The sequence below is a fragment of the Pseudomonas sp. LBUM1674 genome (assembly GCF_059695635.1).
This window is the reverse complement of record NZ_CP166779.1, coordinates 301,370-321,708: the sequence shown is the minus strand read 5'-3', so window position 1 is coordinate 321,708 and position 20,339 is coordinate 301,370. Positions and strand designations below refer to the sequence as shown.

The window sequence follows — 20,339 nt, the reverse complement described above, 5'->3', positions numbered from 1 at the left end:
TCGTGCACCGGAAAGAATGCAGGGCTCGTGCCGGAATACAGGGGTCATTGGGCAGTTCACGAAAAAATCTGGCAAAAGGTTGTTCAAAAATCCACCAGTCCCGGTATGATCGCGCGCCCTGATGCACACGCTGGTAACAATCGATGATGAAGTCCAACCTGATCGCCGCCGCGGAGATCGATCGCCTCGATACCTGGGCCAAGTACTCTGCGCCGATGTGCGGTTCCTGCGTGTCCAGCTGCTGCACGCTGCCGGTCGAGGTCAAGATCAAGGACCTGATCCGGATCGGCATTGTCGACGAATTCGAGCGCGGCGAGCCAGCGAAGAACATCGCCAAGCGCTTGCAGAAGGAAGGGATCGTCGAGCGCTACAACCAGAAGTCCGAGATCTTCACCCTCCAGCGCATGAGCAACAACGATTGCCTGTACCTGGATCGTAAGAGCCGTCTGTGCACTATTTATGAAAAGCGCCCGGATACGTGCCGCAACCACCCGAAAATCGGGCCGCGGCCGGGGTATTGCGCGTATAAGCCCAAAGAAGTGGCGCGCGAGACCAGCGAGAGCCGTCGGACGCTCGAGAAGTTCTGATCGTCTCTGAGTTGATCGTTCCCACGCTCCGCGTGGGAATGCAGCCCAGGACGCTCCGCGTCCCATAACAGCCGAACGCGGAGCGTCCGTTGAGGCATTCCCACGCAGAGCGTGGGAACGATCACCAAACCCCAGACAAACAAAAACGCCCCCGACCTTGCGGTCGGGGGCGTTTTTTTAAGCGCTAACTAAGTCGAAACTCAGTTGCCGCTTTTCTTCGCAGCGCGGGTACGCTCGCTTTCGCCCAGGATCTTCTTACGAAGACGGATGGACTTAGGCGTCACTTCGCACAGTTCGTCTTCTTGCACGAACTCAAGAGCTTGTTCCAGGGTGAAACGGATAGGCGGAACCAAGGCGATGGTTTCGTCTTTACCCGAAGCACGCATGTTGTCGAGCTTCTTGCCTTTGGTTGGGTTGACGCCCAGGTCGTTGTCGCGGCTGTTGATGCCGACGATTTGACCTTCGTACACGTCTTCGCCGTGACCCAGGAACAGTTTGCCGCGAGCTTGCAGGGTTTCCAGCGAGTAAGTCAGTGCCTTACCGGTAGCAACCGAAACCAGCACGCCGTTCTGACGGCCGGACATGTCGCCGGACTTCATCACGTCGTAACGGTCGAAGATCGAGGTCAGGATGCCTGCACCGGAGGTCAGGGTCAGGAACTCGTTACGGAAACCGATCAAGCCACGAGCCGGGATGTTGTACTCAAGGCGCACACGGCCCTTGCCATCCGGAACCATGTTGGTCAGGTCGCCCTTACGGATACCGATCTGTTCCATGATCGAACCTTGCGATTCTTCCGGCAGGTCGATGGTCACGTTTTCGTACGGTTCGTGCTTGACGCCGTCAACCATGCGGATGATCACTTCCGGACGACCAACACCCATTTCGAAGCCTTCGCGACGCATGGTTTCGATCAGTACCGAGAGGTGCAGCTCACCACGGCCGGAGACTTTGAACTTGTCGGCGGTGTCGCCTTCTTCAACGCGCAGGGCAACGTTGTAGAGCAGTTCTTTGTCCAGACGTTCTTTGATGTTACGGCTGGTGACGAACTTGCCTTCACGGCCGCAGAACGGCGAGTCGTTAACCTGGAAGGTCATCGAAACGGTTGGTTCGTCAACGGTCAGCGGCTTCATCGCTTCAACGTTCTGTGGGTCACACAGGGTGTCGGAGATGAACAGCGACTCGAAGCCGCTGATGCAGACGATGTCGCCGGCAGCTGCTTCTTCAACGTCAACGCGGTGCAGACCGTGGTGACCCATCAGCTTCAGGATACGGCCGTTACGGCGTTTGCCGTCGGCATCGATCGCAACAACCTGGGTGTTCGGCTTGACGCGACCACGAGCGATACGGCCTACGCCGATGATGCCCAGGAAGCTGTTGTAGTCCAGTGCCGAGATCTGCATCTGGAATGGACCGTCACGGTCGACTTTCGGCGCCGGTACGTTGTCGACGATCGACTGGTACAGCGGGGTCATGTCTTCAGCCATGTCGGTGTGTTCCAGACCGGCAATGCCGTTCAGGGCCGAGGCGTAGACGACTTTGAAGTCCAGCTGTTCTTCGGTAGCACCCAGGTTGTCGAACAGGTCGAAGATCTGATCCAGAACCCAATCCGGACGAGCGCCTGGACGGTCAACCTTGTTGATCACCACGATCGGACGCAGGCCGGCTTCGAAAGCCTTCTTGGTCACGAAACGGGTTTGCGGCATAGGGCCGTCTTGAGCGTCAACCAGCAGCAGAACGGAGTCAACCATCGACATTACGCGTTCAACTTCGCCGCCGAAGTCGGCGTGGCCCGGGGTGTCCACGATGTTGATGTGGTAGCCGTTCCAGTTGATGGCGGTGTTTTTCGCCAGAATGGTAATACCGCGCTCTTTCTCCTGGTCGTTGGAGTCCATCACGCGCTCGTCGTTGAGCTCGTTGCGCTCCAGGGTGCCGGATTGACGCAAGAGTTTGTCTACCAGGGTGGTCTTACCATGGTCAACGTGAGCAATGATGGCGATGTTGCGTAGATTTTCGATCACTTGTGTATCTCGATCAGAGGATTCGGTGTGCTGACAAGTCTTGGCAGCGATTAACAGTAGAGTCAGGCCTTGCCGTTACAGCTTGACGGCGGCGTCGGGGGGCCGGTGACGCAGGCCACAGGCAAACAGCCCCGGGCTCTTAGCTCGGTCGATAAACGCGCACATTGGCATGCCCCTCACTGAGCAAATGGTGGGCATGCAGGCGACTCATCACGCCTTTGTCGCAATACAGCAGGTACTGGCGAGTAGGGTCCAGTTCCTTGAAACGAGCGTTCAATGCATAAAACGGCATCGTCTGTACCTCAATGCCAGCCAGTTCCAGCGGCTCGTCTTCAGCGGCATCCGGGTGACGGATGTCGATGATGATCTGGCCCGCCAGTGCTTCGCTGACTTCTTCGATCTGCAAGTCCTGGCCCAATTCGTCGATCACGCGATCGATCGGCACCAGCTTGGCGTTCTCGAGCGCACGCTCAAGGACCGCCATGTCGAATTCTTTCTCTTCATGCTCCACGCGCGGACGCTTGGCGTGGGTCTTGGGGTTCACCGAGATGACCCCGCAATACTCCGGCATGTGCTTGGCGAAGTCGGCGGTACCGATTTCGTTGGCCAGGTCGATGATGTCCTGCTTGTGACTGGCGATCAGCGGACGCAAGACCAGCTTGTCGGTCACGCAGTCGATCACGGACAGGTTCGGCAGTGTCTGGCTCGACACCTGGGAAATCGCTTCGCCGGTCACCAGCGCTTCGATCTCCAGCCGATCGGCAATACGGGAAGCAGCGCGCAACATCATACGCTTCAAAACTACACCCATATGACTGTTATCGACTTTCCCGAGAATTTCTCCCAGTACTTCCTCGAACGGCACACTGACAAATAACACGCGTTGGGAGCTGCCGTACTTCTTCCAGATGAAATGCGCGACCTCCATGACGCCCAGTTCATGGGCACGTCCGCCCAGATTGAAGAAGCAGAAATGGCTCATCAGGCCGCGGCGCATGATCTGGTAAGCGGCAACAGTGGAATCGAAGCCGCCCGACATCAGCACAAGCGTCTGTTCCAGGGCACCCAGCGGATAACCGCCGATGCTGTTGTGCTGGTTGTGGATCACGAACAACCGTTTGTCGCGAATTTCGATGCGGACTTCGATTTCCGGCTCTTTCAGCGAAATTCCGGCGGCGCCGCACTGACGGCGCAGTTGGCTGCCGACATATTTCTCGACGTCCATCGAGCTGAATTCATGCTTGCCGGCACGCTTGCAGCGCACCGAAAAGATCTTCCCGGCCAACGCATCACCGAAGTGCTGCTTGCACTTGGCGACGATGTCGTCGAAGTCGCCCAATGGGTATTCGTCGACCTGCAGGAAATGCGCGATACCCGGCATGCAGCTCAGGCGTTCGGTCATCTCCTTCAGGGCTTTGGGCTCGCTGACGCGGGTTTCCAGCTCGAGATTGTCCCACACACCGTTCACCACCACAGCCGGGTCCAGGTCGCGGAGCACGGTACGGATGTTTTTGGCCAACTGGCGGATGAAACGCATCCGTACCGGGCGGCTCTTGATGGTGATCTCGGGAAAGACTTTTACGATTAGTTTCATGAAAACAGCGCGCGCTGGGCCAGCCGAAAAAGGGGGGCGCGGATTATAGCGGAAATTGCTCAAGGTTTAACCAGTTAATGTGCAGAAGGTTTGGCGCGCACCAAAACAGGTCGTTTGTTGATTTGTACGCCACATAACAGGGCGATAATTTGTTCTTTATGACGGATTGCACCTTTATAAGCGTGATATTGGGGCAAAAAAACCATGATGGGGCACTGGCATGCAATTTGCTCCCTTGTGAGGCAGGTTGCCTTGGCAGAGTATTCGCGCCGGCATCACCCACATTCCAAGGGCCATCCACTACCCAAGCCCGAATCCACCCGGAGGACACTATGTCGAAGTCGGTTCAACTCATCAAAGATCATGACGTCAAGTGGATTGATCTGCGCTTCACGGACACCAAAGGCACTCAGCACCACGTGACCATGCCGGCTCGCGACGCGCTGGATGACGCTTTCTTCGAAGAAGGCAAAATGTTCGACGGTTCCTCCATTGCTGGCTGGAAAGGCATCGAAGCCTCCGACATGATCCTGCTGCCGGACGACAGCACTGCCGTTCTCGACCCGTTCACCGAAGACCCAACGCTGATCATCGTTTGCGATGTAATCGAGCCGTCGACCATGCAAGGCTACGATCGCGACCCACGTGCGATCGCCAAGCGTGCCGAGGAATACCTGAAGTCGACCGGTATCGGCGATACCGTTTTCGTTGGCCCGGAACCTGAGTTCTTCATCTTCGATCAGGTGAAGTTCAAGTCCGACATCTCCGGCTCGATGTTCAAAATCTTCTCCGAACAAGGTTCGTGGATGTCCGACCAGGACATCGAAGGCGGCAACCATGGCCACCGTCCAGGTATCAAAGGCGGTTACTTCCCGGTTCCACCGTTTGACCACGACCACGAAATCCGTACCTCCATGTGCAACGCCATGGAAGAAATGGGCCTGGTCATCGAAGTTCACCACCACGAAGTGGCGACTGCCGGTCAGAACGAAATCGGCGTGAAGTTCAACACCCTGGTAGCCAAGGCTGACGAAGTTCAGACCCTGAAGTACTGCGTACACAACGTGGCTGTCGCTTATGGCCGCACCGCAACCTTCATGCCTAAGCCTCTGTACGGCGACAACGGTTCGGGTATGCACGTTCACCTGTCCATCGCCAAAGATGGCAAGAACACCTTCGCTGGCGAAGGCTATGCCGGCCTGTCCGACACCGCCCTGTTCTTCATCGGCGGCATCATCAAGCACGGTAAGGCGCTGAACGGCTTCACCAACCCGTCGACCAACTCCTACAAGCGTCTGGTCCCAGGTTTCGAAGCGCCAGTGATGCTGGCCTACTCGGCTCGCAACCGTTCGGCTTCGATCCGTATTCCTTACGTGTCCAGCCCTCGTGCTCGCCGTATCGAAGCCCGCTTCCCGGATCCGGCAGCTAACCCTTACCTGGGCTTCGCTGCACTGTTGATGGCTGGCCTGGACGGCATCCAGAACAAGATCCACCCTGGCGACGCCGCTGACAAAAACCTGTACGACCTGCCGCCTGAAGAGGCGAAAGAGATCCCACAAGTTTGCGGCAGCCTGAAAGAAGCCCTGGAAGAGCTGGACAAAGGTCGTGCGTTCCTGACCAAAGGCGGCGTTTTCAGCGACGACTTCATCGACGCTTACATCGCCCTGAAAAGCGAAGAAGAAATCAAGGTACGTACCTTCGTACACCCACTGGAATACGAGCTGTACTACAGCTGCTGATCCGGTAGCGCTGCGGCACGCGGCGTGACAAAAAAGAGGCCTCCTTCGGGAGGCCTTTTTTGTGGGCGGGAATTTTCAGGCAAAACGCTTTTGCATTTTTTTGAAAATAGTTCGGTGAAACTTTCAAGGGGTTTTCATTTACTGTCCCAGGTCTTTTCGGAAGGAACAGCAGATGAAATCAGCATCAGCCTCTCTTTATTCGCTAGCTTTGTTTCTTGGGGGGCTCACACCTGCCTGGGCCGCGAATGACAGCTCCCATCCCCCTGACCAGAGCAAACACTGGCTGGTGGAATATCCTTCCGACGACAGCCGGTTTCAAACTGCCCTTCTCAGCGGAAATACACGCTATGACGGTAAAACCGGCGAAGCCCTTCTGGCGATAAGTTGTCATCCTGATAACCCGATGGGTATGTCCCTGACAATTCCGACACACCGGCTTGGCTTCAATGCCGATGATTATGAAGGCCCGGGCGCGCCGGCAAACGGACCATTGCGCCTGACAACCGGCAAGCGCGCGCCCATTAGCTACCTGGTTAGCGGTTGGGGCTCAACAAGGAGCCTGCAAGAAGATGGTTGGGTGTTTGAGTTTGGAATGAGCATCAATAAACGCGAGTTGCATTACTGGCTCACTGAGACTGCCCATGGTCAACGTGTAACTTTGACACTGCCTTCCCGCAAGAGTGATACCCCACTGATTGCAGAATTTGTATTGCCAGAAGATGACAGCGGGTTGCGCAAGGTTATCGGGCCGTGCCTGTAACCAATCTATGCCAACCCACGCCCGTAACCTATGCTGCAACTCAACGCTTTCGTTTCTGGTCGATTTTATGGCTCGTGGTTTTTTACTGATGTTGCTGTTGATCGCCCTGCCCGCCGCCGCGCAGATCTATAAATACACCGACGCCGACGGCAACACCGCCTACAGCAATCAACCGCCCGATGGCGTGAAGGCTCAACCTGTCGAGTTGCCACCGCTTAACAGGGTTGAGCCCCAAGTCCCTTCTGTGCCACCTGTCGAAGCCACCAGCCGCGAACAGCCGCGCAGCGCTTACGAGGTGCTGGAGCTGACCAACTTACCCACTACCGAAGCGCTGCGTGCCAACAACGGCACCTTCACCGTCAACGTGCTGATCAAACCGCGTCTGCAAGGGCCTCATCTGTTCAGGCTGCTGCTGGACGATCAGCCTTACGGCCAGCCGAGCAACGTGCCGATTCTGCAACTGGTCAACATTGATCGCGGCACACACAGCCTCGCGGTGCAGGTGATCGACGGAGAAGACGTCGTGCAGCAAAGTCCGACCGTAACTTTCACCGTGCAACGGGTGCACAAACCGTGAGGTTATGGCTGCTGATCGCGTGCCTGATCGCCCTGCCGGTGTCGGCCGAGGTCTTTACCTACGTCGACGCCCAAGGCAACCGGGTCTTCACCGATCAGCCAGGCGCCGGCAACGCCAAGCGCGTGCCGATGGCGACGAGCAATCGCATGACCGCCAACCCGACCGGCGCAGCCCCGATGACGGCGACAAAAAAAACCGAAGCCAAACCACTCTTCCACTACGCCATGCTGAGAGTGCTCATACCAGAACCTGATGCAACCATACGCAGCAGTGCGGGAGAACTGATCGTCAGCGTCACCAGCGAACCCGGGCTGCAACGCGGGCATCGTTACCGTCTGTTGCTCGACGGCAAACCTACTGCCGAACCCGGCCCGAGTCCGGTATTTGCCTTGAGCAACATCGACCGTGGCAGCCATAACCTCTCCGTGGAAATCCTCGACGAACAGGGACGAACCGTAGAACGCACGGCCAATCAACCTTTCCACATGTTGCGCATCTCCCTCGCGCAAAAACGTCAGGTCAAACCCTGCACCCTCGCTGATTTTGGCCAACGACCGGAATGCCCGATCAAAGACAAACCCCCAGAAGAAAAAAATCCCCTACTGCGCTTCTTCTAAGCTCATTCATGTTTGCGCACTATATTGGTGCGATAGGTTGCACCGTACCCACATACCAGCCCATTTTGGTTCGAAAGTACCCGTCAAAGCTGGCAGAACGCCACGCAAACGAGCGTCAAACGCATGTTTCAAGCCCCAAACGCTTCTTTTCGGAGCCTTGGTTTGGTTTTTGCATTTTGCTTGTACCAACGCTTGTTTCTTGCGCACGCTCCGCTCCAAAAGAGGTCCTGATGACCATAAGCGACGCACTGCACCGTTTGTTACTCGACAACCTGACCACCGCTACCATCCTGCTCGACGCCGAACTGCGTCTCGAGTACATGAACCCGGCGGCGGAGATGCTCCTGGCCATCAGCGGCCAACGCAGCCATGGGCAGTTCATCAGCGAGTTGTTCACCGAATCCACCGAAGCGCTGAACTCCCTGCGCCAGGCGGTCGAGCAGGCGCACCCGTTCACCAAGCGCGAAGCGATGCTCACTGCCCTCACCGGCCAGACGCTGACCGTCGACTACGCGGTAACGCCGATCCTGGCCAGCGGCGTCACCCTGCTGCTATTGGAAGTCCATCCCCGTGACCGTCTGTTGCGGATCACCAAGGAAGAGGCCCAGCTGTCGAAGCAGGAAACCAGCAAGATGCTGGTGCGCGGCCTCGCTCACGAAATCAAGAATCCGCTGGGCGGGATTCGCGGCGCGGCGCAATTGCTCGCCCGGGAATTGCCGGAAGAAAGCTTGCGTGACTACACCAACGTCATCATTGAAGAAGCCGACCGCCTGCGTAACCTGGTCGATCGCATGCTCGGCTCCAACAAACTGCCGTCCCTGGCCATGTGCAATATTCATGAAGTGCTCGAGCGCGTCGGCCAACTGGTCGAGGCCGAAAGCCAGGGCTGCATCACTTTGGTGCGCGACTACGATCCAAGCATTCCCGACGTGTTGATCGACCGCGAACAAATGATCCAGGCGGTGCTGAACATCGTGCGCAACGCGATGCAGGCCATTAGCAGCCAGAACGAGCTGCGCCTGGGCCGCATCAGTTTGCGCACCCGCGCCATGCGCCAGTTCACCATTGGCCACGTGCGCCATCGCCTGGTGACCAAGATCGAAATCATCGACAACGGTCCGGGCATTCCCGCCGAGCTGCAGGAAACAATCTTCTTCCCCATGGTCAGCGGGCGCCCGGACGGTACCGGGCTGGGCCTGGCCATTACCCAGAACATCATCAGCCAGCACCAGGGCCTGATCGAATGTGACAGCCATCCAGGCCACACCACGTTCTCGATCTTTCTGCCACTGGAACAAGGAGCCACATCGACATGAGCCGTAGTGAAACCGTGTGGATCGTCGATGACGACCGTTCTATCCGTTGGGTCCTGGAAAAAGCCTTGCAGCAGGAAGGCATGACCACGCAAAGCTTCGACAGCGCCGATGGCGTGATGAGCCGCCTGGCGCGCCAGCAGCCGGATGTGATCATCTCCGACATCCGCATGCCCGGCGCCAGCGGCCTGGACCTTCTGGCGCGGATTCGCGAACAACACCCACGGCTGCCAGTGATCATCATGACTGCGCACTCCGACCTGGACAGCGCTGTCGCGTCCTATCAGGGCGGCGCGTTTGAATACCTGCCAAAGCCGTTTGATGTCGACGAAGCGGTTTCCCTGGTCAAGCGCGCCAACCAGCACGCCCAGGAACAGCAAGGCCTGGAAGTCCCGGTCGCCCTGACCCGCACCCCGGAAATCATCGGTGAAGCGCCGGCGATGCAGGAAGTGTTTCGCGCCATCGGGCGCTTGAGCCATTCCAACATCACCGTGTTGATCAACGGCGAATCCGGCACCGGTAAAGAACTGGTAGCCCATGCCCTGCACCGTCACAGCCCTCGGGCGTCTTCGCCGTTCATCGCGCTGAACATGGCAGCGATCCCGAAGGACCTGATGGAGTCCGAGCTGTTCGGCCATGAGAAAGGTGCGTTCACCGGTGCGGCCAACCTGCGTCGCGGACGTTTTGAACAAGCGGACGGTGGCACGCTGTTCCTCGATGAAATCGGCGACATGCCGGCGGACACTCAGACTCGCTTGCTGCGGGTACTGGCGGACGGTGAGTTTTATCGCGTCGGCGGTCATGTTCCAGTGAAGGTCGATGTGCGAATCATCGCCGCGACTCACCAGAATCTGGAAACCCTGGTGCACGCAGGGAAATTCCGTGAGGACTTGTTTCATCGCCTCAACGTGATCCGCATTCATATCCCACGGCTGTCGGACCGTCGCGAAGACATCCCGACCCTGGCCAAGCACTTCCTCAGCCGCGCCGCACAGGAACTGGCGGTCGAGCCCAAGCTGTTGAAAAGCGAAACCGAGGAATACCTGAAGAACCTGCCGTGGGGCGGCAACGTGCGTCAGCTGGAGAACACCTGCCGCTGGATCACGGTGATGGCTTCGGGTCGCGAAGTGCACATCAGTGACTTGCCGCCGGAGCTGCTGAACCTGCCGCAGGATTCGGCGCCGGTGACCAACTGGGAGCAAGCGCTGCGTCAGTGGGCTGACCAGGCATTGGCTCGCGGTCAATCGAGTTTGCTGGACAGTGCCGTGCCGGCTTTCGAGCGGATCATGATCGAGACCGCCCTCAAACACACCGCCGGCCGCCGCCGCGATGCCGCGGTGTTGCTGGGCTGGGGGCGTAACACCCTGACACGCAAGATCAAGGAATTGGGGATGAAGGTTGATGGTGGGGATGATGATGAAGGGGAAGAGGGTTAACTTTTAACCCGATCATTCCCACGCTCTGCGTGGGAATGCAGCCCGGGACGCTCCGCGTCCCTGCCGAAGCGGACGCAGAGCGTCCATTGAGGCATTCCCACGCGGGAGCGTGGGAACGATCATCACCCTCCGTGCACCGCCGCAACGCACCGTGAACCGCAATCGCGCACGACAACTGATCCGCAACCCCGCCTGCCTTCGCAATCGAACCTTGATCGAAAAAACACGAAAGCCCCGAAATACGGGGCTTTCAACGCCTCCCAGCGACGTTCTGTTTCAACTTGTTAAAACCTGGCACGCCCCCTGCAATAGTCCATTCAGTGATTCAGTTCACTACCCGGTTTCGGGGACCTTGGTACAGGCAGGCCGGGGATTCCCCTCTTTACATCGGGCTCACACCGCACATGCGACGAGCCCAGCAGTTTTGGGGCCCTTGATACAGGCAGGTCAGGGGTTCCTTCTTTACACCGGGCTCACTCCGCACTAGCGATGAGCCCTCCCGTTTTGGGAACCTTGGTACAGGCAGGCCGGGGATTCCCTCTTTTATTGCTCTCGGAGATGGATCTCCAGCCGCCAGCGGTCATCAACCTGACTACCGGCCCACTCGCCCTGGAGCGGCCGGGCCGCCACCACCGTCAGCAACAATCCCCCATCACTCAAACGCACTCGCCAGTTCACGCTTTTGTCGTTGAGCTTGAGCTGACCTTTCTGCGCCTTGCCTTCAGCCTCGAACAACAGCGCGAGGCTGCCGTCGACGAACTCGCCGTGGCTTTTGGGCTCATTGTTGAACCACACCACCAGCCCGTCGCCCGTCACCTCGACCTGCTGCAGTTCACTGGGGTCAGGGGTGGTCAGTCGGCCGATCATCAGCCCCACCATCACCCCGACAATTGCCAGCGAAGCCATCACCCGCGGGAATAGTTTCGATCGCTTGTCCACTGGCGGCGTAGAATGCCGGTCATCTTTACCTTCGGAGCCGTGCATGTTTCACGTCATCCTTTTCCAACCAGAAATTCCGCCGAATACCGGCAACGTTATCAGGCTGTGCGCCAACAGCGGCTGCCACCTGCATTTGATCGAGCCGCTAGGCTTCGAGATGGACGACAAGCGCCTGCGCCGGGCCGGCCTCGATTACCACGAGTATGCCACCCTGCAACGCCACGCAGACCTCGCCAGCTGCCTGGAGAGCCTCGGCCATCCCCGACTCTTCGCCTTTACCACCAAGGGCTCGCGGCCGTTCCACGATGCCAGCTTCGCCGAGGGCGATGCGTTCCTGTTCGGCCCGGAAAGCCGTGGCTTGCCGGCGGAAGTACTCGATGCCCTGCCCGGCGAACAGCGCCTGCGCCTGCCGATGCGTGAAGGCTGTCGCAGCCTGAACCTGTCGAACACCGTGGCGGTTGCCGTGTATGAAGGCTGGCGCCAACTTGGTTTTAAATAACCCCGCGACTGATCGTTCCTACGCTCCGCGTGGGAATGCAGCCCGTGGCGCTCCGCGTCACTGGACGCGGAGCGTCCCTTGAGGCATTCCCACGCAGAGCGTGGGAACGATCACCCATGAAAAAAGCGCCTGTTACGGCGCTTTTTTCGTTACGGCATCGAACGCTTACTGAACAGTCGGGGTTTCGCCCGCAGCCTGCATGCGTTGCAGCTCTTGTGCGTACAGCGCATCGAAGTTCACCGGAGCCAGCATCAACGCCGGGAACGAACCGCGGGTTACCAGGCTGTCCAGGGTTTCACGCGCGTACGGGAACAGGATGTTCGGGCAGAACGCGCCCAGGGTGTGACTCATCGAAGCATCGTCCAGGTTCTTGATCAGGAAGATCCCGGCCTGTTGCACTTCCGCGATGAACGCCACTTCTTCACCGTTTTTCACGGTCACGGACAGGGTCAGCACGACTTCATGGAAGTCACCTTCCAGTGCCTTTTGACGGGTATTCAGATCCAGACCGACGCTCGGTTCCCACTGCTGGCGGAAAATCGCCGGGCTTTTCGGGGCTTCAAAGGACAAGTCACGTACGTAGATGCGCTGCAAGGAGAATTGCGGTGCGGTTTCTTCTTCGCTAGCTGCAGTGTTCTGTTGGTCAGTCATCTCAGATCCTTTCTGATCTTGGGGTCTTATAGGGAAGGCGTTCAGGCCTTGAGCAGTTCGTCGAGCTTACCGGTGCGCTCAAGGGCAAACAAATCATCACAGCCGCCAATGTGGCGCTCACCGATCCAGATCTGCGGCACGGACGTACGCCCCGCTTTCTGGGCCATGGCGGCGCGCACCTGCGGCTTGCCATCGACCTTGATCTCTTCGAAGGCCACGCCTTTGTTCTCGAGCAGGTACTTGGCTCGCGAGCAATAACCGCAGTAATCGCTGGAGTAGACGACGACGTTGCTCATATCACTTCACCAGTGGCAAGTTGTCGCCTTTCCAGCTGGAAATACCGCCGGACAGCTTGGCGGCGGTGAAGCCGGATTTCACCAGTTCGCGGGCATGCGTGCCGGCCGTCTGGCCCAAAGCGTCAACCAGGATGATGGTCTTGGCCTTGTGCTTTTCCAGTTCACCGACACGAGCGGCCAGTTTGTCGTGAGGAATGTTCAACGCACCCACAATGTGACCGGCGGCAAAATCTTTGTTCGAGCGGATGTCGATGACGACGCCTGCGTCCTTGTTGACCAGCCCGGTCAGTTCACCGGTGCTCAGGCTGCGGCCGCCGCCTTGCATCTGATAGGCAATCAGCAACGCCAGCAGTACGACGAAGATACCGACGAGCAGATAGTGGTTAGTGGCAAATTCAATCAGGTGAGCAACCATCGAAGGAGGTTCCAGGGCGTTAAAATGTCGGCCAGTATACACAGCCACTATGGTGGGCCAAACCCCGTCCGGCGGTGACGTGGCCGGAACTTCGCTTTAAACTGCCACTCCCTTTTTTATCGCCCTCTTTTTAACTCAGCCACGAGTGGAATCCATGACTACCACGCCTAAACCTTTGGTCCTGATTATTCTCGACGGCTTCGGTCACAGTGAGAGCCCTGAATCCAACGCCATTTTTGCGGCGAAGAAGCCCGTGCTGGACCGCCTGTGGGCCACCGTGCCGAACGGCCTGATTTCGGGCAGCGGCATGGACGTCGGTCTGCCGGACGGCCAGATGGGCAACTCCGAAGTCGGCCATATGAACCTCGGCGCCGGCCGCGTGGTGTATCAGGACTTCACCCGCGTGACCAAATCGATCCGCGACGGCGAGTTCTTCGAGAACCCGACCATCTGCGCCGCGGTGGATAAAGCCGTTGCGGCCGGCAAAGCCGTGCACTTCATGGGGCTGCTGTCCGATGGCGGCGTTCACAGCCACCAGGATCATCTGGTTGCCATGGCTGAACTGGCGTACAAGCGCGGTGCTGAAAAAATCTACCTGCACGCCTTCCTCGACGGCCGCGACACTCCGCCGAAAAGCGCTCAGTCGTCCATCGAACTGCTTGATGCAAGCTTCCAGGCCCTCGGCAAAGGTCGGATCGCCAGCATTATCGGTCGTTACTTCGCCATGGACCGCGACAACCGTTGGGACCGCGTGTCCCAGGCCTATAACCTGATCGTCGATGGCAACGGCGAGTTCAACGCCGCCACTGCCCAGGAAGGCCTGCAAGCCGCCTACGAACGTGGCGAGAGCGACGAATTCGTCAAAGCCACGTCCATCGGTGAGCCGGTCAAGGTCGAAGACGGCGACGCCGTGGTGTTCATGAACTTCCGTGCCGATCGCGCCCGCGAACTGACCCGCGTGTTCGTCGAAGACGATTTCAATGAGTTCGAGCGTGCGCGCCAGCCAAAACTGGCCGGTTTCGTCATGCTGACCCAATACGCCGCCAGCATCCCTGCGCCATCGGCCTTCGCCGCCGGCAGCCTGGACAACGTGCTGGGCGACTACCTGGCGAAAAACGGCAAGACCCAGCTGCGTATCGCCGAAACAGAGAAATACGCCCACGTGACCTTCTTCTTCTCCGGCGGCCGTGAAGAACCATTCCCGGGCGAAGAACGCATCCTGATCCCGTCGCCAAAAGTCGCCACTTATGACTTGCAGCCTGAGATGAGCGCACCGGAAGTCACCGACCGCATCGTCGACGCTATCGACAACCAACGTTATGACGTGATCGTGGTCAACTACGCCAACGGCGACATGGTGGGCCACAGCGGCGTGTTCGACGCAGCCGTCAAAGCTGTCGAATGCCTGGACCTGTGTGTGGGTCGCATCGTCGATGCACTGGAAAAGGTCGGCGGCGAAGCGCTGATCACCGCCGACCACGGTAACGTCGAGCAAATGTCCGACGAGTCCACTGGCCAGGCGCACACCGCCCACACTACCGAGCCGGTGCCGTTCATCTATGTCGGCAAGCGGGACCTGAAGGTTCGCGAAGGCGGCGTGCTGGCGGATGTCGCGCCGACCATGCTGATGTTGCTGGGCCTCGAAAAGCCAGCCGAAATGACCGGGACTTCGATTCTGGTGTAACCCGGTCGCACAAACACAGCCAAACCCTGTGGGAGCAGCCGGTCGACGCTCGATTGCTCGCGATAGCAATCTGACAGCCAACATCCATGTTGAATGTCAGGACGCCATCGCGAGCAAGCTCGCTCCCACAGTGGTTTGTGGTGGTTTCGAAGGCTAATTACCCCCGCACCCCGCTCCAGTCATCACACAGCCCCAATTGGGCGTTTTTTTTGCAGCGCTTGGCGGGCATACTAGGACGTCCCTTTCCCTGGTATCACCCGCCTCTATGCTTCGCGTCCTGATAGCCCTCGCCCTGACTTGCCTGCTCCAACCGGCCTTCGCTGACGAGCGCGCGCAAACCCAACAACAGTTGGACGCCACGCGTCAGGACATTGCCGAGCTGAAGAAACTGCTGGGCAAGTTGCAGGAAGAAAAGTCCGGGGTACAGAAAGATCTCAAGGGCACCGAGACCGAGATGGGCAAGCTCGAGAAGCAGGTCGATGCCCTGCAAAAAGAGCTGCAGAAAAGCGAATCCGAGCTGCAGCGACTCGATGCAGAGAAAAAAAAACTCCAGAGCGCGCGCATTGAACAGCAACGACTGATCGCCATTCAGGCCCGTGCGGCCTATCAGAACGGCCGCCAGGAGTACCTGAAGCTGCTGCTGAACCAGCAGAACCCGGAAAAATTCGCCCGCACCCTCACCTATTACGACTACCTGAGCCAGGCTCGCCTGGAGCAGCTGAAGAACTTCAACGAAACCTTGCGCCAACTGGCCAATGTCGAAAAAGACATCGCCATGCAGCAGGCGCAACTGCTCGTGCAGAAAAGCAGCCTCGACAGCCAGCGTGACGAACTCGACAAAGTCCGCCAGGAGCGCCAGCAAGTACTGGCCAAGCTCAACACCGACGTAAAGGCGCGCGATCAGAAACTGGCCGTCCGCGAACAAGAGCAGGCGGACCTGTCTAAAGTCCTTAAAACCATCGAGGAAACCCTGGCCCGCCAGGCTCGTGAGGCAGAGGAAGCGCGGCAAAAAGCGCTGATCGCCCAGCAGGAAGCCGAAAAAAAGCGTTTACGTGAGGCTCAGGCGCAAGCAGATGCCACTGACGCCCCACGCAAACCTGTCAGACCGACCCCCGGCGCACTGGTTTCCAGTTCAGGCGAAATCTTTGGTGGCCCTTTTGCTTCAAGCCGGGGAAAACTTCCCTGGCCCGTTGATGGTCGACTGCTGGCACGCTTTGGCGAAAGCCGTGGCGACGACGCCCGCACCAAGTGGGACGGCGTGATGATCAGCGCCTCCGCCGGCAGTCAGGTACACGCGGTGCATGGTGGTCGCGTGGTGTTCGCCGACTGGTTGCGTGGCGCCGGGCTGCTGGTGATCCTCGACCACGGCAACGGTTTCTTGAGTCTTTACGGTCACAACCAGACGCTGCTCAAGTCTGCAGGTGACGTGGTAAAAGCCGGTGAGTCCATCTCCACTGTCGGCAACAGTGGCGGACAGGACACACCAGCGCTGTATTTCGCTATTCGTCAGCAGGGTCACCCGAGTGATCCGGCGCAATGGTGCCGCGCGCAAGGATAGGCGCTGAGTCACCTACATTAGGAGTTTGTTCGACATGCTGCATTTGTCCCGCCTTACCTCGCTGGCCCTGACGATCGCCCTGGTGATCGGCGCGCCTCTGGCGTTCGCCGCTCAACCTGCTCCGGCGGTCGCACCGGCGGGCACTGCTGCGACCACCAAGGCGCCATTGCCGCTGGAAGAGTTGCGCACCTTTGCCGAGGTCATGGACCGGATCAAGGCCGCCTATGTCGAACCGGTAGACGACAAGACCCTGCTGGAAAACGCCATCAAAGGCATGCTCAGCAACCTCGACCCGCACTCCGCCTACCTGGGCCCGGAAGACTTCGCTGAATTGCAGGAAAGCACCAGCGGCGAATTTGGCGGCCTGGGCATCGAAGTCGGCGCCGAAGACGGTTTCATCAAAGTGGTCTCGCCGATCGATGACACCCCGGCGTCCAAGGCTGGTATTCAGGCCGGCGACTTCATCGTCAAGATCAACGGCCAACCGACCCGCGGCCAGAGCATGACCGAAGCCGTGGACAAAATGCGTGGCAAGATCGGCCAGAAGATTACCCTGACCCTGGTGCGCGACGGTGGCACGCCATTCGACGTGACCCTGGCCCGCGCCATCATTCAAGTGAAGAGCGTGAAGAGCCAGCTGCTGGAGTCCGGCTACGGCTACATCCGCATCACCCAGTTCCAGGTCAAGACCGGCGAAGAGGTTTCCAAGGCCTTGGCCAAGCTGCGCAAGGACAACGGCAAGAAGCTCAACGGCATCATCCTCGACCTGCGTAACAACCCGGGCGGCGTGCTGCAAGCGGCGGTGGAAGTGGTCGACCACTTCATCACCAAGGGCTTGATCGTTTACACCAAAGGCCGTATCGCCAATTCCGAACTGCGCTTCTCCGCCACCGGCAAGGACGAAAGCGAAGCCGTGCCGATGGTCACGCTGATCAACGGCGGCAGTGCCTCGGCTTCGGAAATCGTCGCCGGCGCCTTGCAGGATCAGAAGCGTGCGGTGGTGATGGGCACCACCAGTTTCGGCAAAGGCTCGGTCCAGACCGTGCTGCCGCTCAATAACGAGCGCGCACTGAAAATCACCACGGCGCTGTACTACACGCCGAATGGCCGCTCGATCCAGGCGCAGGGCATCGTGCCGGACATTGAAGTGCGCAAAGCCAAGATCACCAGCGAGCAGGACGGCGAGTACTTCAAGGAAGCCGACCTGCAAGGCCACCTGGGCAATGGCAACGGCGGCGCCGACAAGCCTACCGGCTCCGGCGGCAAAGCCAAGGCGATGCCGCAGGATGACGACTATCAGCTGGCCCAGGCCTTGAGCCTGCTCAAAGGGCTGAGCATCACCTCTGGCCGCTGAGGTGCGCCTGCGGTTCTTCCTCGGGCTGTTGTGCTGTCTGGCGGGTGTTGCTCACGCAACGCCCGTCGCGACGACGCCTCAAAAAGCCTATTTAAGCCTGATCATCGATGACCTGGGGCAAAACCTGCCCCAGGATCGCCGCGTGCTGGCCCTGCCCGGCCCGGTCACCGCAGCGATCATGCCCGATACACCCCACGCCACCGAGTTCGCTCGCGAAGCCCATCGCGCCGGCAAGATCGTCATTCTGCACATGCCCATGGCCCCGGCCACCGGACCGTTCGCCTGGCATCCCGAGCTACCGATCGAAGAACTCGAGAAGCGCCTGACTGCGGCGTTCAAGGTCGTGCCCTATACCGCTGGCATCAACAACCACATGGGCAGCCGCATGACCGCTCAACCGGCTGCCATGGCCTGGTTGATGGCTGACTTGCAGCGTCGGCACAAGTTTTTCGTCGACAGCCGCACCAGCGCCCAGACCGTCGCGGCGGCCCAAGCGCAGAAGATTGCATTGGCGAGCGTTTCGCGGGATGTGTTTCTGGATGACGAGCCCACGGAAGCGGCGATCTTCACGCAGCTGCAGACAGCCATCAGCCTGGCGCGCAAGCAGGGTTCGGCAGTGATGATCGGGCATCCGTATCCACAGACGTTGGCGGTGCTGGAGCGTGAATTGCCCAAGCTCAAGGCCCAGGGTATCGAGTGGATTGATATCAAGCAGATGATCAGCGTGCGCGGAAATCGCGCTACAGCTGCACATGGCAAGGATGGCGTGTACCGCCCCCTTCCCGCTCCATAGCTGATTCAGTCACACCTTTATCTCGCAATAACTATGTATGTCTCTTGGTGTTCAGCGCCGTGCCACGATCGTGCACACCTGAGTTTCATCACCAAGGATTGCCATGAAATATCTCAACTGCTTTTACCTCACTGCCCTGATCAGCCTCTTGCCGGCTTCAGCGGTGTTGGCGCGCGACCTCGGGGAGGGCGCAGTCAACGGCTCGATGTCGAGAGCGCTGCAAAATAGCGAACGCCTTTACGAAATATGGAGCGGCATCGGGCGACTAACCCTGCAATCCGGAGAAACCTGTAGCGCCGTTCTCCTGAACACGCGAAACAGGCAAGGTCAGGCCACAGGCCCTGGCTATCTACTCACCAGTGGCCATTGCGTACTTTTTGAATACGGCTCGGCGCGAACAAATCTGCCGATGGAGGCAGTCGTCACCTTCAAATACTTTCATGACACTCCCGAGCGTCAACGTCCATACGCAGTCCGGATCGCACGATGGAACAGTCTGGTCGGGACTGATCTCGCAGTACTGGAGGTAGACGCCACTTTAGCGTCGTTGATCCAGGCCGGCATCAATCCGCTTAATCTGGCGTCTCATCAAACCGATGAGAGTCAAGACGTCCTTAACGTTGGCGCGCCTGGAGGCTTCAGCGAAAACGGGCTTCGATTGAGCGCTTGCGCTGAGCAAACCGCCGGAACGTTCATCGATCATCCCGGGGTATTCCCTTTAGCCATGAGAAACCGTTGCGACCTGCATGCTGGCAGCTCCGGCAGCCCGATGCTGAACCGCCGCACCAATGAGATCACCGGCATTGTCAGCAAAATCGCGATCTCGGGTAATACGCCAGGTTGCGAGGATTCGACATCCTGCATGGCTGCCCGTTACAACTACAGCTACCCTGCCAACTTCCTGAGTGCCTGTTTTATTAACGGTATATTCACGAGTAATGGACCGGACTGTTCTTTGGAGCCGGTCGAGCTGACCGTTACACAGCCATGGAATCTAAAGTCATACGTTCATCGAACAGAAAATGCGGATGGACAGGTTGTGCTGCCTGCCTGGAATTTCCGGTTCTCGCTCGAGGCGCCCTTCTATCGCTACAAAACGGTCCGTGATGCCAGGGACTGCAAGGCTCCCTACCATTACAGCGCCGCCATCAACACTGCTGACGCCTACATCAATAACGAAATCGGACCGGCAATCGGTGCGCATGCACTTTGCATCATCGGCGTCGGCTCCGCACAACAGAGCCTGACAAGGGCAACATTGAATAACGTGTTTACGAGGGCTGTGTTTTTGGCAAGACCTTGAAGTCACCGCCTGCCAGCGGCAAATTCGCCAGCAGCTAAATATACCGGGCCATGATCTCATCAACTACGCCGTTCCTGCGAATCTCTGTGCGGCAATCGCGCCATGGTCGCTCACGGCAAAGATGGCATTTATCGGTAATACCCGGTCACGACCTATACATAGTTACCGCCAAATGCCTCGTCAATCTCTGAATAGTGAGACCT

At 58.6% G+C, this 20,339-nt stretch carries 19 protein-coding genes; 13 read left to right on the top strand and 6 right to left on the bottom strand.

Annotated elements, in window-relative coordinates:
• Window positions 1–146 precede the first annotated feature (146 nt).
• Window positions 147–587 (top strand): YkgJ family cysteine cluster protein, encoded by a 441-nt coding sequence (locus ACA067_RS01530; RefSeq protein ID WP_102136469.1) that lies wholly within the window; start codon window positions 147–149, stop codon window positions 585–587.
• Window positions 588–787: 200 nt separating this feature from the next.
• Here ACA067_RS01530 and typA read toward each other — a convergent pair whose 3' ends face one another.
• Window positions 788–2,608 (bottom strand): translational GTPase TypA, encoded by a 1,821-nt coding sequence (gene typA / locus ACA067_RS01525; protein ID WP_169357454.1) that lies wholly within the window; start codon window positions 2,606–2,608, stop codon window positions 788–790.
• Window positions 2,609–2,747: 139 nt separating this feature from the next.
• Window positions 2,748–4,202, bottom strand: coding sequence for a tRNA uracil 4-sulfurtransferase ThiI (gene thiI, locus ACA067_RS01520; protein ID WP_460143731.1), 1,455 nt, complete (start codon window positions 4,200–4,202; stop codon window positions 2,748–2,750).
• A 332-nt stretch (window positions 4,203–4,534) separates the two neighbouring features.
• Here thiI and glnA point away from each other — a divergent pair, with 332 nt between their 5' ends.
• The 6 genes from glnA (at window position 4,535) to ntrC (ending at window position 10,644) form a co-directional block, all read left to right on the top strand.
• Complete coding sequence (gene glnA / locus ACA067_RS01515; RefSeq protein ID WP_497460320.1) at window positions 4,535–5,941, top strand: glutamate--ammonia ligase; 1,407 nt, start codon at window positions 4,535–4,537, stop codon at window positions 5,939–5,941.
• Window positions 5,942–6,113: 172 nt separating this feature from the next.
• Complete coding sequence (locus ACA067_RS01510) at window positions 6,114–6,701, top strand: hypothetical protein (protein ID WP_497460319.1); 588 nt, start codon at window positions 6,114–6,116, stop codon at window positions 6,699–6,701.
• Between the two features lie 67 nt (window positions 6,702–6,768).
• Window positions 6,769–7,278, top strand: coding sequence for a DUF4124 domain-containing protein (locus ACA067_RS01505; protein ID WP_497460318.1), 510 nt, complete (start codon window positions 6,769–6,771; stop codon window positions 7,276–7,278).
• Window positions 7,275–7,895, top strand: coding sequence for a DUF4124 domain-containing protein (locus ACA067_RS01500; protein WP_497460317.1), 621 nt, complete (start codon window positions 7,275–7,277; stop codon window positions 7,893–7,895). Before ACA067_RS01505 ends, ACA067_RS01500 begins: the two co-directional genes overlap by 4 nt.
• Before the next feature lie 230 nt (window positions 7,896–8,125).
• Window positions 8,126–9,211, top strand: coding sequence for a nitrogen regulation protein NR(II) (gene glnL / locus ACA067_RS01495; protein WP_497460316.1), 1,086 nt, complete (start codon window positions 8,126–8,128; stop codon window positions 9,209–9,211).
• Complete coding sequence (gene ntrC / locus ACA067_RS01490; RefSeq protein ID WP_259498421.1) at window positions 9,208–10,644, top strand: nitrogen regulation protein NR(I); 1,437 nt, start codon at window positions 9,208–9,210, stop codon at window positions 10,642–10,644. The genes glnL and ntrC overlap by 4 nt, the downstream gene beginning before the upstream one ends.
• A gap of 543 nt (window positions 10,645–11,187) precedes the next feature.
• Here the strand turns inward: ntrC and ACA067_RS01485 are convergent.
• On the bottom strand, window positions 11,188–11,628 hold the full coding sequence (locus tag ACA067_RS01485; RefSeq protein WP_497460315.1) for a hypothetical protein: 441 nt from the start codon (window positions 11,626–11,628) through the stop codon (window positions 11,188–11,190).
• Here ACA067_RS01485 and ACA067_RS01480 point away from each other — a divergent pair.
• Window positions 11,627–12,082, top strand: a complete 456-nt coding sequence (locus ACA067_RS01480; protein ID WP_007949025.1) for a tRNA (cytidine(34)-2'-O)-methyltransferase — start codon at window positions 11,627–11,629, stop codon at window positions 12,080–12,082. The genes ACA067_RS01485 and ACA067_RS01480 overlap by 2 nt on opposite strands.
• A gap of 165 nt (window positions 12,083–12,247) precedes the next feature.
• Here the strand turns inward: ACA067_RS01480 and secB are convergent, their stop codons facing one another.
• From secB to ACA067_RS01465, 3 genes are read right to left on the bottom strand one after another with little or no spacing between them, the layout of a single operon-like run.
• Window positions 12,248–12,733, bottom strand: a complete 486-nt coding sequence (gene secB / locus ACA067_RS01475) for a protein-export chaperone SecB (protein WP_007897410.1) — start codon at window positions 12,731–12,733, stop codon at window positions 12,248–12,250.
• Window positions 12,734–12,774: 41 nt separating this feature from the next.
• The gene (gene grxC, locus ACA067_RS01470; RefSeq protein ID WP_497454920.1) at window positions 12,775–13,029 is read right to left on the bottom strand and encodes a glutaredoxin 3; all 255 of its coding nucleotides are present in this window, start codon (window positions 13,027–13,029) and stop codon (window positions 12,775–12,777) included.
• A gap of 1 nt (window position 13,030) precedes the next feature.
• The gene (locus ACA067_RS01465) at window positions 13,031–13,444 is read right to left on the bottom strand and encodes a rhodanese-like domain-containing protein (protein WP_497460314.1); all 414 of its coding nucleotides are present in this window, start codon (window positions 13,442–13,444) and stop codon (window positions 13,031–13,033) included.
• Window positions 13,445–13,598: 154 nt separating this feature from the next.
• On the opposite strand from ACA067_RS01465, the gene gpmI reads away from it, so the two are divergent.
• The 5 genes from gpmI (at window position 13,599) to ACA067_RS01440 (ending at window position 20,136) form a co-directional block, all read left to right on the top strand.
• Entirely contained in the window at window positions 13,599–15,128 is a 1,530-nt protein-coding gene (gene gpmI, locus ACA067_RS01460; protein WP_497460313.1) for a 2,3-bisphosphoglycerate-independent phosphoglycerate mutase, read from the top strand.
• 265 nt (window positions 15,129–15,393) lie between these two features.
• Complete coding sequence (locus ACA067_RS01455) at window positions 15,394–16,686, top strand: murein hydrolase activator EnvC family protein (protein WP_497460312.1); 1,293 nt, start codon at window positions 15,394–15,396, stop codon at window positions 16,684–16,686.
• Window positions 16,687–16,720: 34 nt separating this feature from the next.
• Entirely contained in the window at window positions 16,721–18,040 is a 1,320-nt protein-coding gene (locus ACA067_RS01450; RefSeq protein WP_497439567.1) for a S41 family peptidase, read from the top strand.
• Between the two features lies 1 nt (window position 18,041).
• Entirely contained in the window at window positions 18,042–18,833 is a 792-nt protein-coding gene (locus ACA067_RS01445; RefSeq protein WP_497460311.1) for a divergent polysaccharide deacetylase family protein, read from the top strand.
• A 103-nt stretch (window positions 18,834–18,936) separates the two neighbouring features.
• Window positions 18,937–20,136 carry a trypsin-like serine peptidase gene (locus tag ACA067_RS01440; protein ID WP_497460310.1) on the top strand — a complete coding sequence of 400 codons (1,200 nt, stop codon included), beginning with the start codon at window positions 18,937–18,939 and terminating at the stop codon, window positions 20,134–20,136.
• The last annotated feature ends 203 nt before the right edge of the window (window positions 20,137–20,339 follow it).

What these genes read in the sequence shown, in the direction of transcription:
- ACA067_RS01530 (WP_102136469.1), top strand. Translation starts at nt 147, where the DNA reads ATGAAGTCCAACCTGATCGCCGCCGCGGAGATCGATCGCCTCGATACC.
- thiI (WP_460143731.1), bottom strand. Translation starts at nt 4,202, where the DNA reads ATGAAACTAATCGTAAAAGTCTTTCCCGAGATCACCATCAAGAGCCGC.
- glnA (WP_497460320.1), top strand. Translation starts at nt 4,535, where the DNA reads ATGTCGAAGTCGGTTCAACTCATCAAAGATCATGACGTCAAGTGGATT.
- ACA067_RS01510 (WP_497460319.1), top strand. Translation starts at nt 6,114, where the DNA reads ATGAAATCAGCATCAGCCTCTCTTTATTCGCTAGCTTTGTTTCTTGGG.
- ACA067_RS01505 (WP_497460318.1), top strand. Translation starts at nt 6,769, where the DNA reads ATGGCTCGTGGTTTTTTACTGATGTTGCTGTTGATCGCCCTGCCCGCC.
- glnL (WP_497460316.1), top strand. Translation starts at nt 8,126, where the DNA reads ATGACCATAAGCGACGCACTGCACCGTTTGTTACTCGACAACCTGACC.
- ntrC (WP_259498421.1), top strand. Translation starts at nt 9,208, where the DNA reads ATGAGCCGTAGTGAAACCGTGTGGATCGTCGATGACGACCGTTCTATC.
- ACA067_RS01480 (WP_007949025.1), top strand. Translation starts at nt 11,627, where the DNA reads ATGTTTCACGTCATCCTTTTCCAACCAGAAATTCCGCCGAATACCGGC.
- ACA067_RS01485 (WP_497460315.1), bottom strand. Translation starts at nt 11,628, where the DNA reads ATGCACGGCTCCGAAGGTAAAGATGACCGGCATTCTACGCCGCCAGTG.
- secB (WP_007897410.1), bottom strand. Translation starts at nt 12,733, where the DNA reads ATGACTGACCAACAGAACACTGCAGCTAGCGAAGAAGAAACCGCACCG.
- grxC (WP_497454920.1), bottom strand. Translation starts at nt 13,029, where the DNA reads ATGAGCAACGTCGTCGTCTACTCCAGCGATTACTGCGGTTATTGCTCG.
- ACA067_RS01465 (WP_497460314.1), bottom strand. Translation starts at nt 13,444, where the DNA reads ATGGTTGCTCACCTGATTGAATTTGCCACTAACCACTATCTGCTCGTC.
- gpmI (WP_497460313.1), top strand. Translation starts at nt 13,599, where the DNA reads ATGACTACCACGCCTAAACCTTTGGTCCTGATTATTCTCGACGGCTTC.
- ACA067_RS01455 (WP_497460312.1), top strand. Translation starts at nt 15,394, where the DNA reads ATGCTTCGCGTCCTGATAGCCCTCGCCCTGACTTGCCTGCTCCAACCG.
- ACA067_RS01450 (WP_497439567.1), top strand. Translation starts at nt 16,721, where the DNA reads ATGCTGCATTTGTCCCGCCTTACCTCGCTGGCCCTGACGATCGCCCTG.
- ACA067_RS01440 (WP_497460310.1), top strand. Translation starts at nt 18,937, where the DNA reads ATGAAATATCTCAACTGCTTTTACCTCACTGCCCTGATCAGCCTCTTG.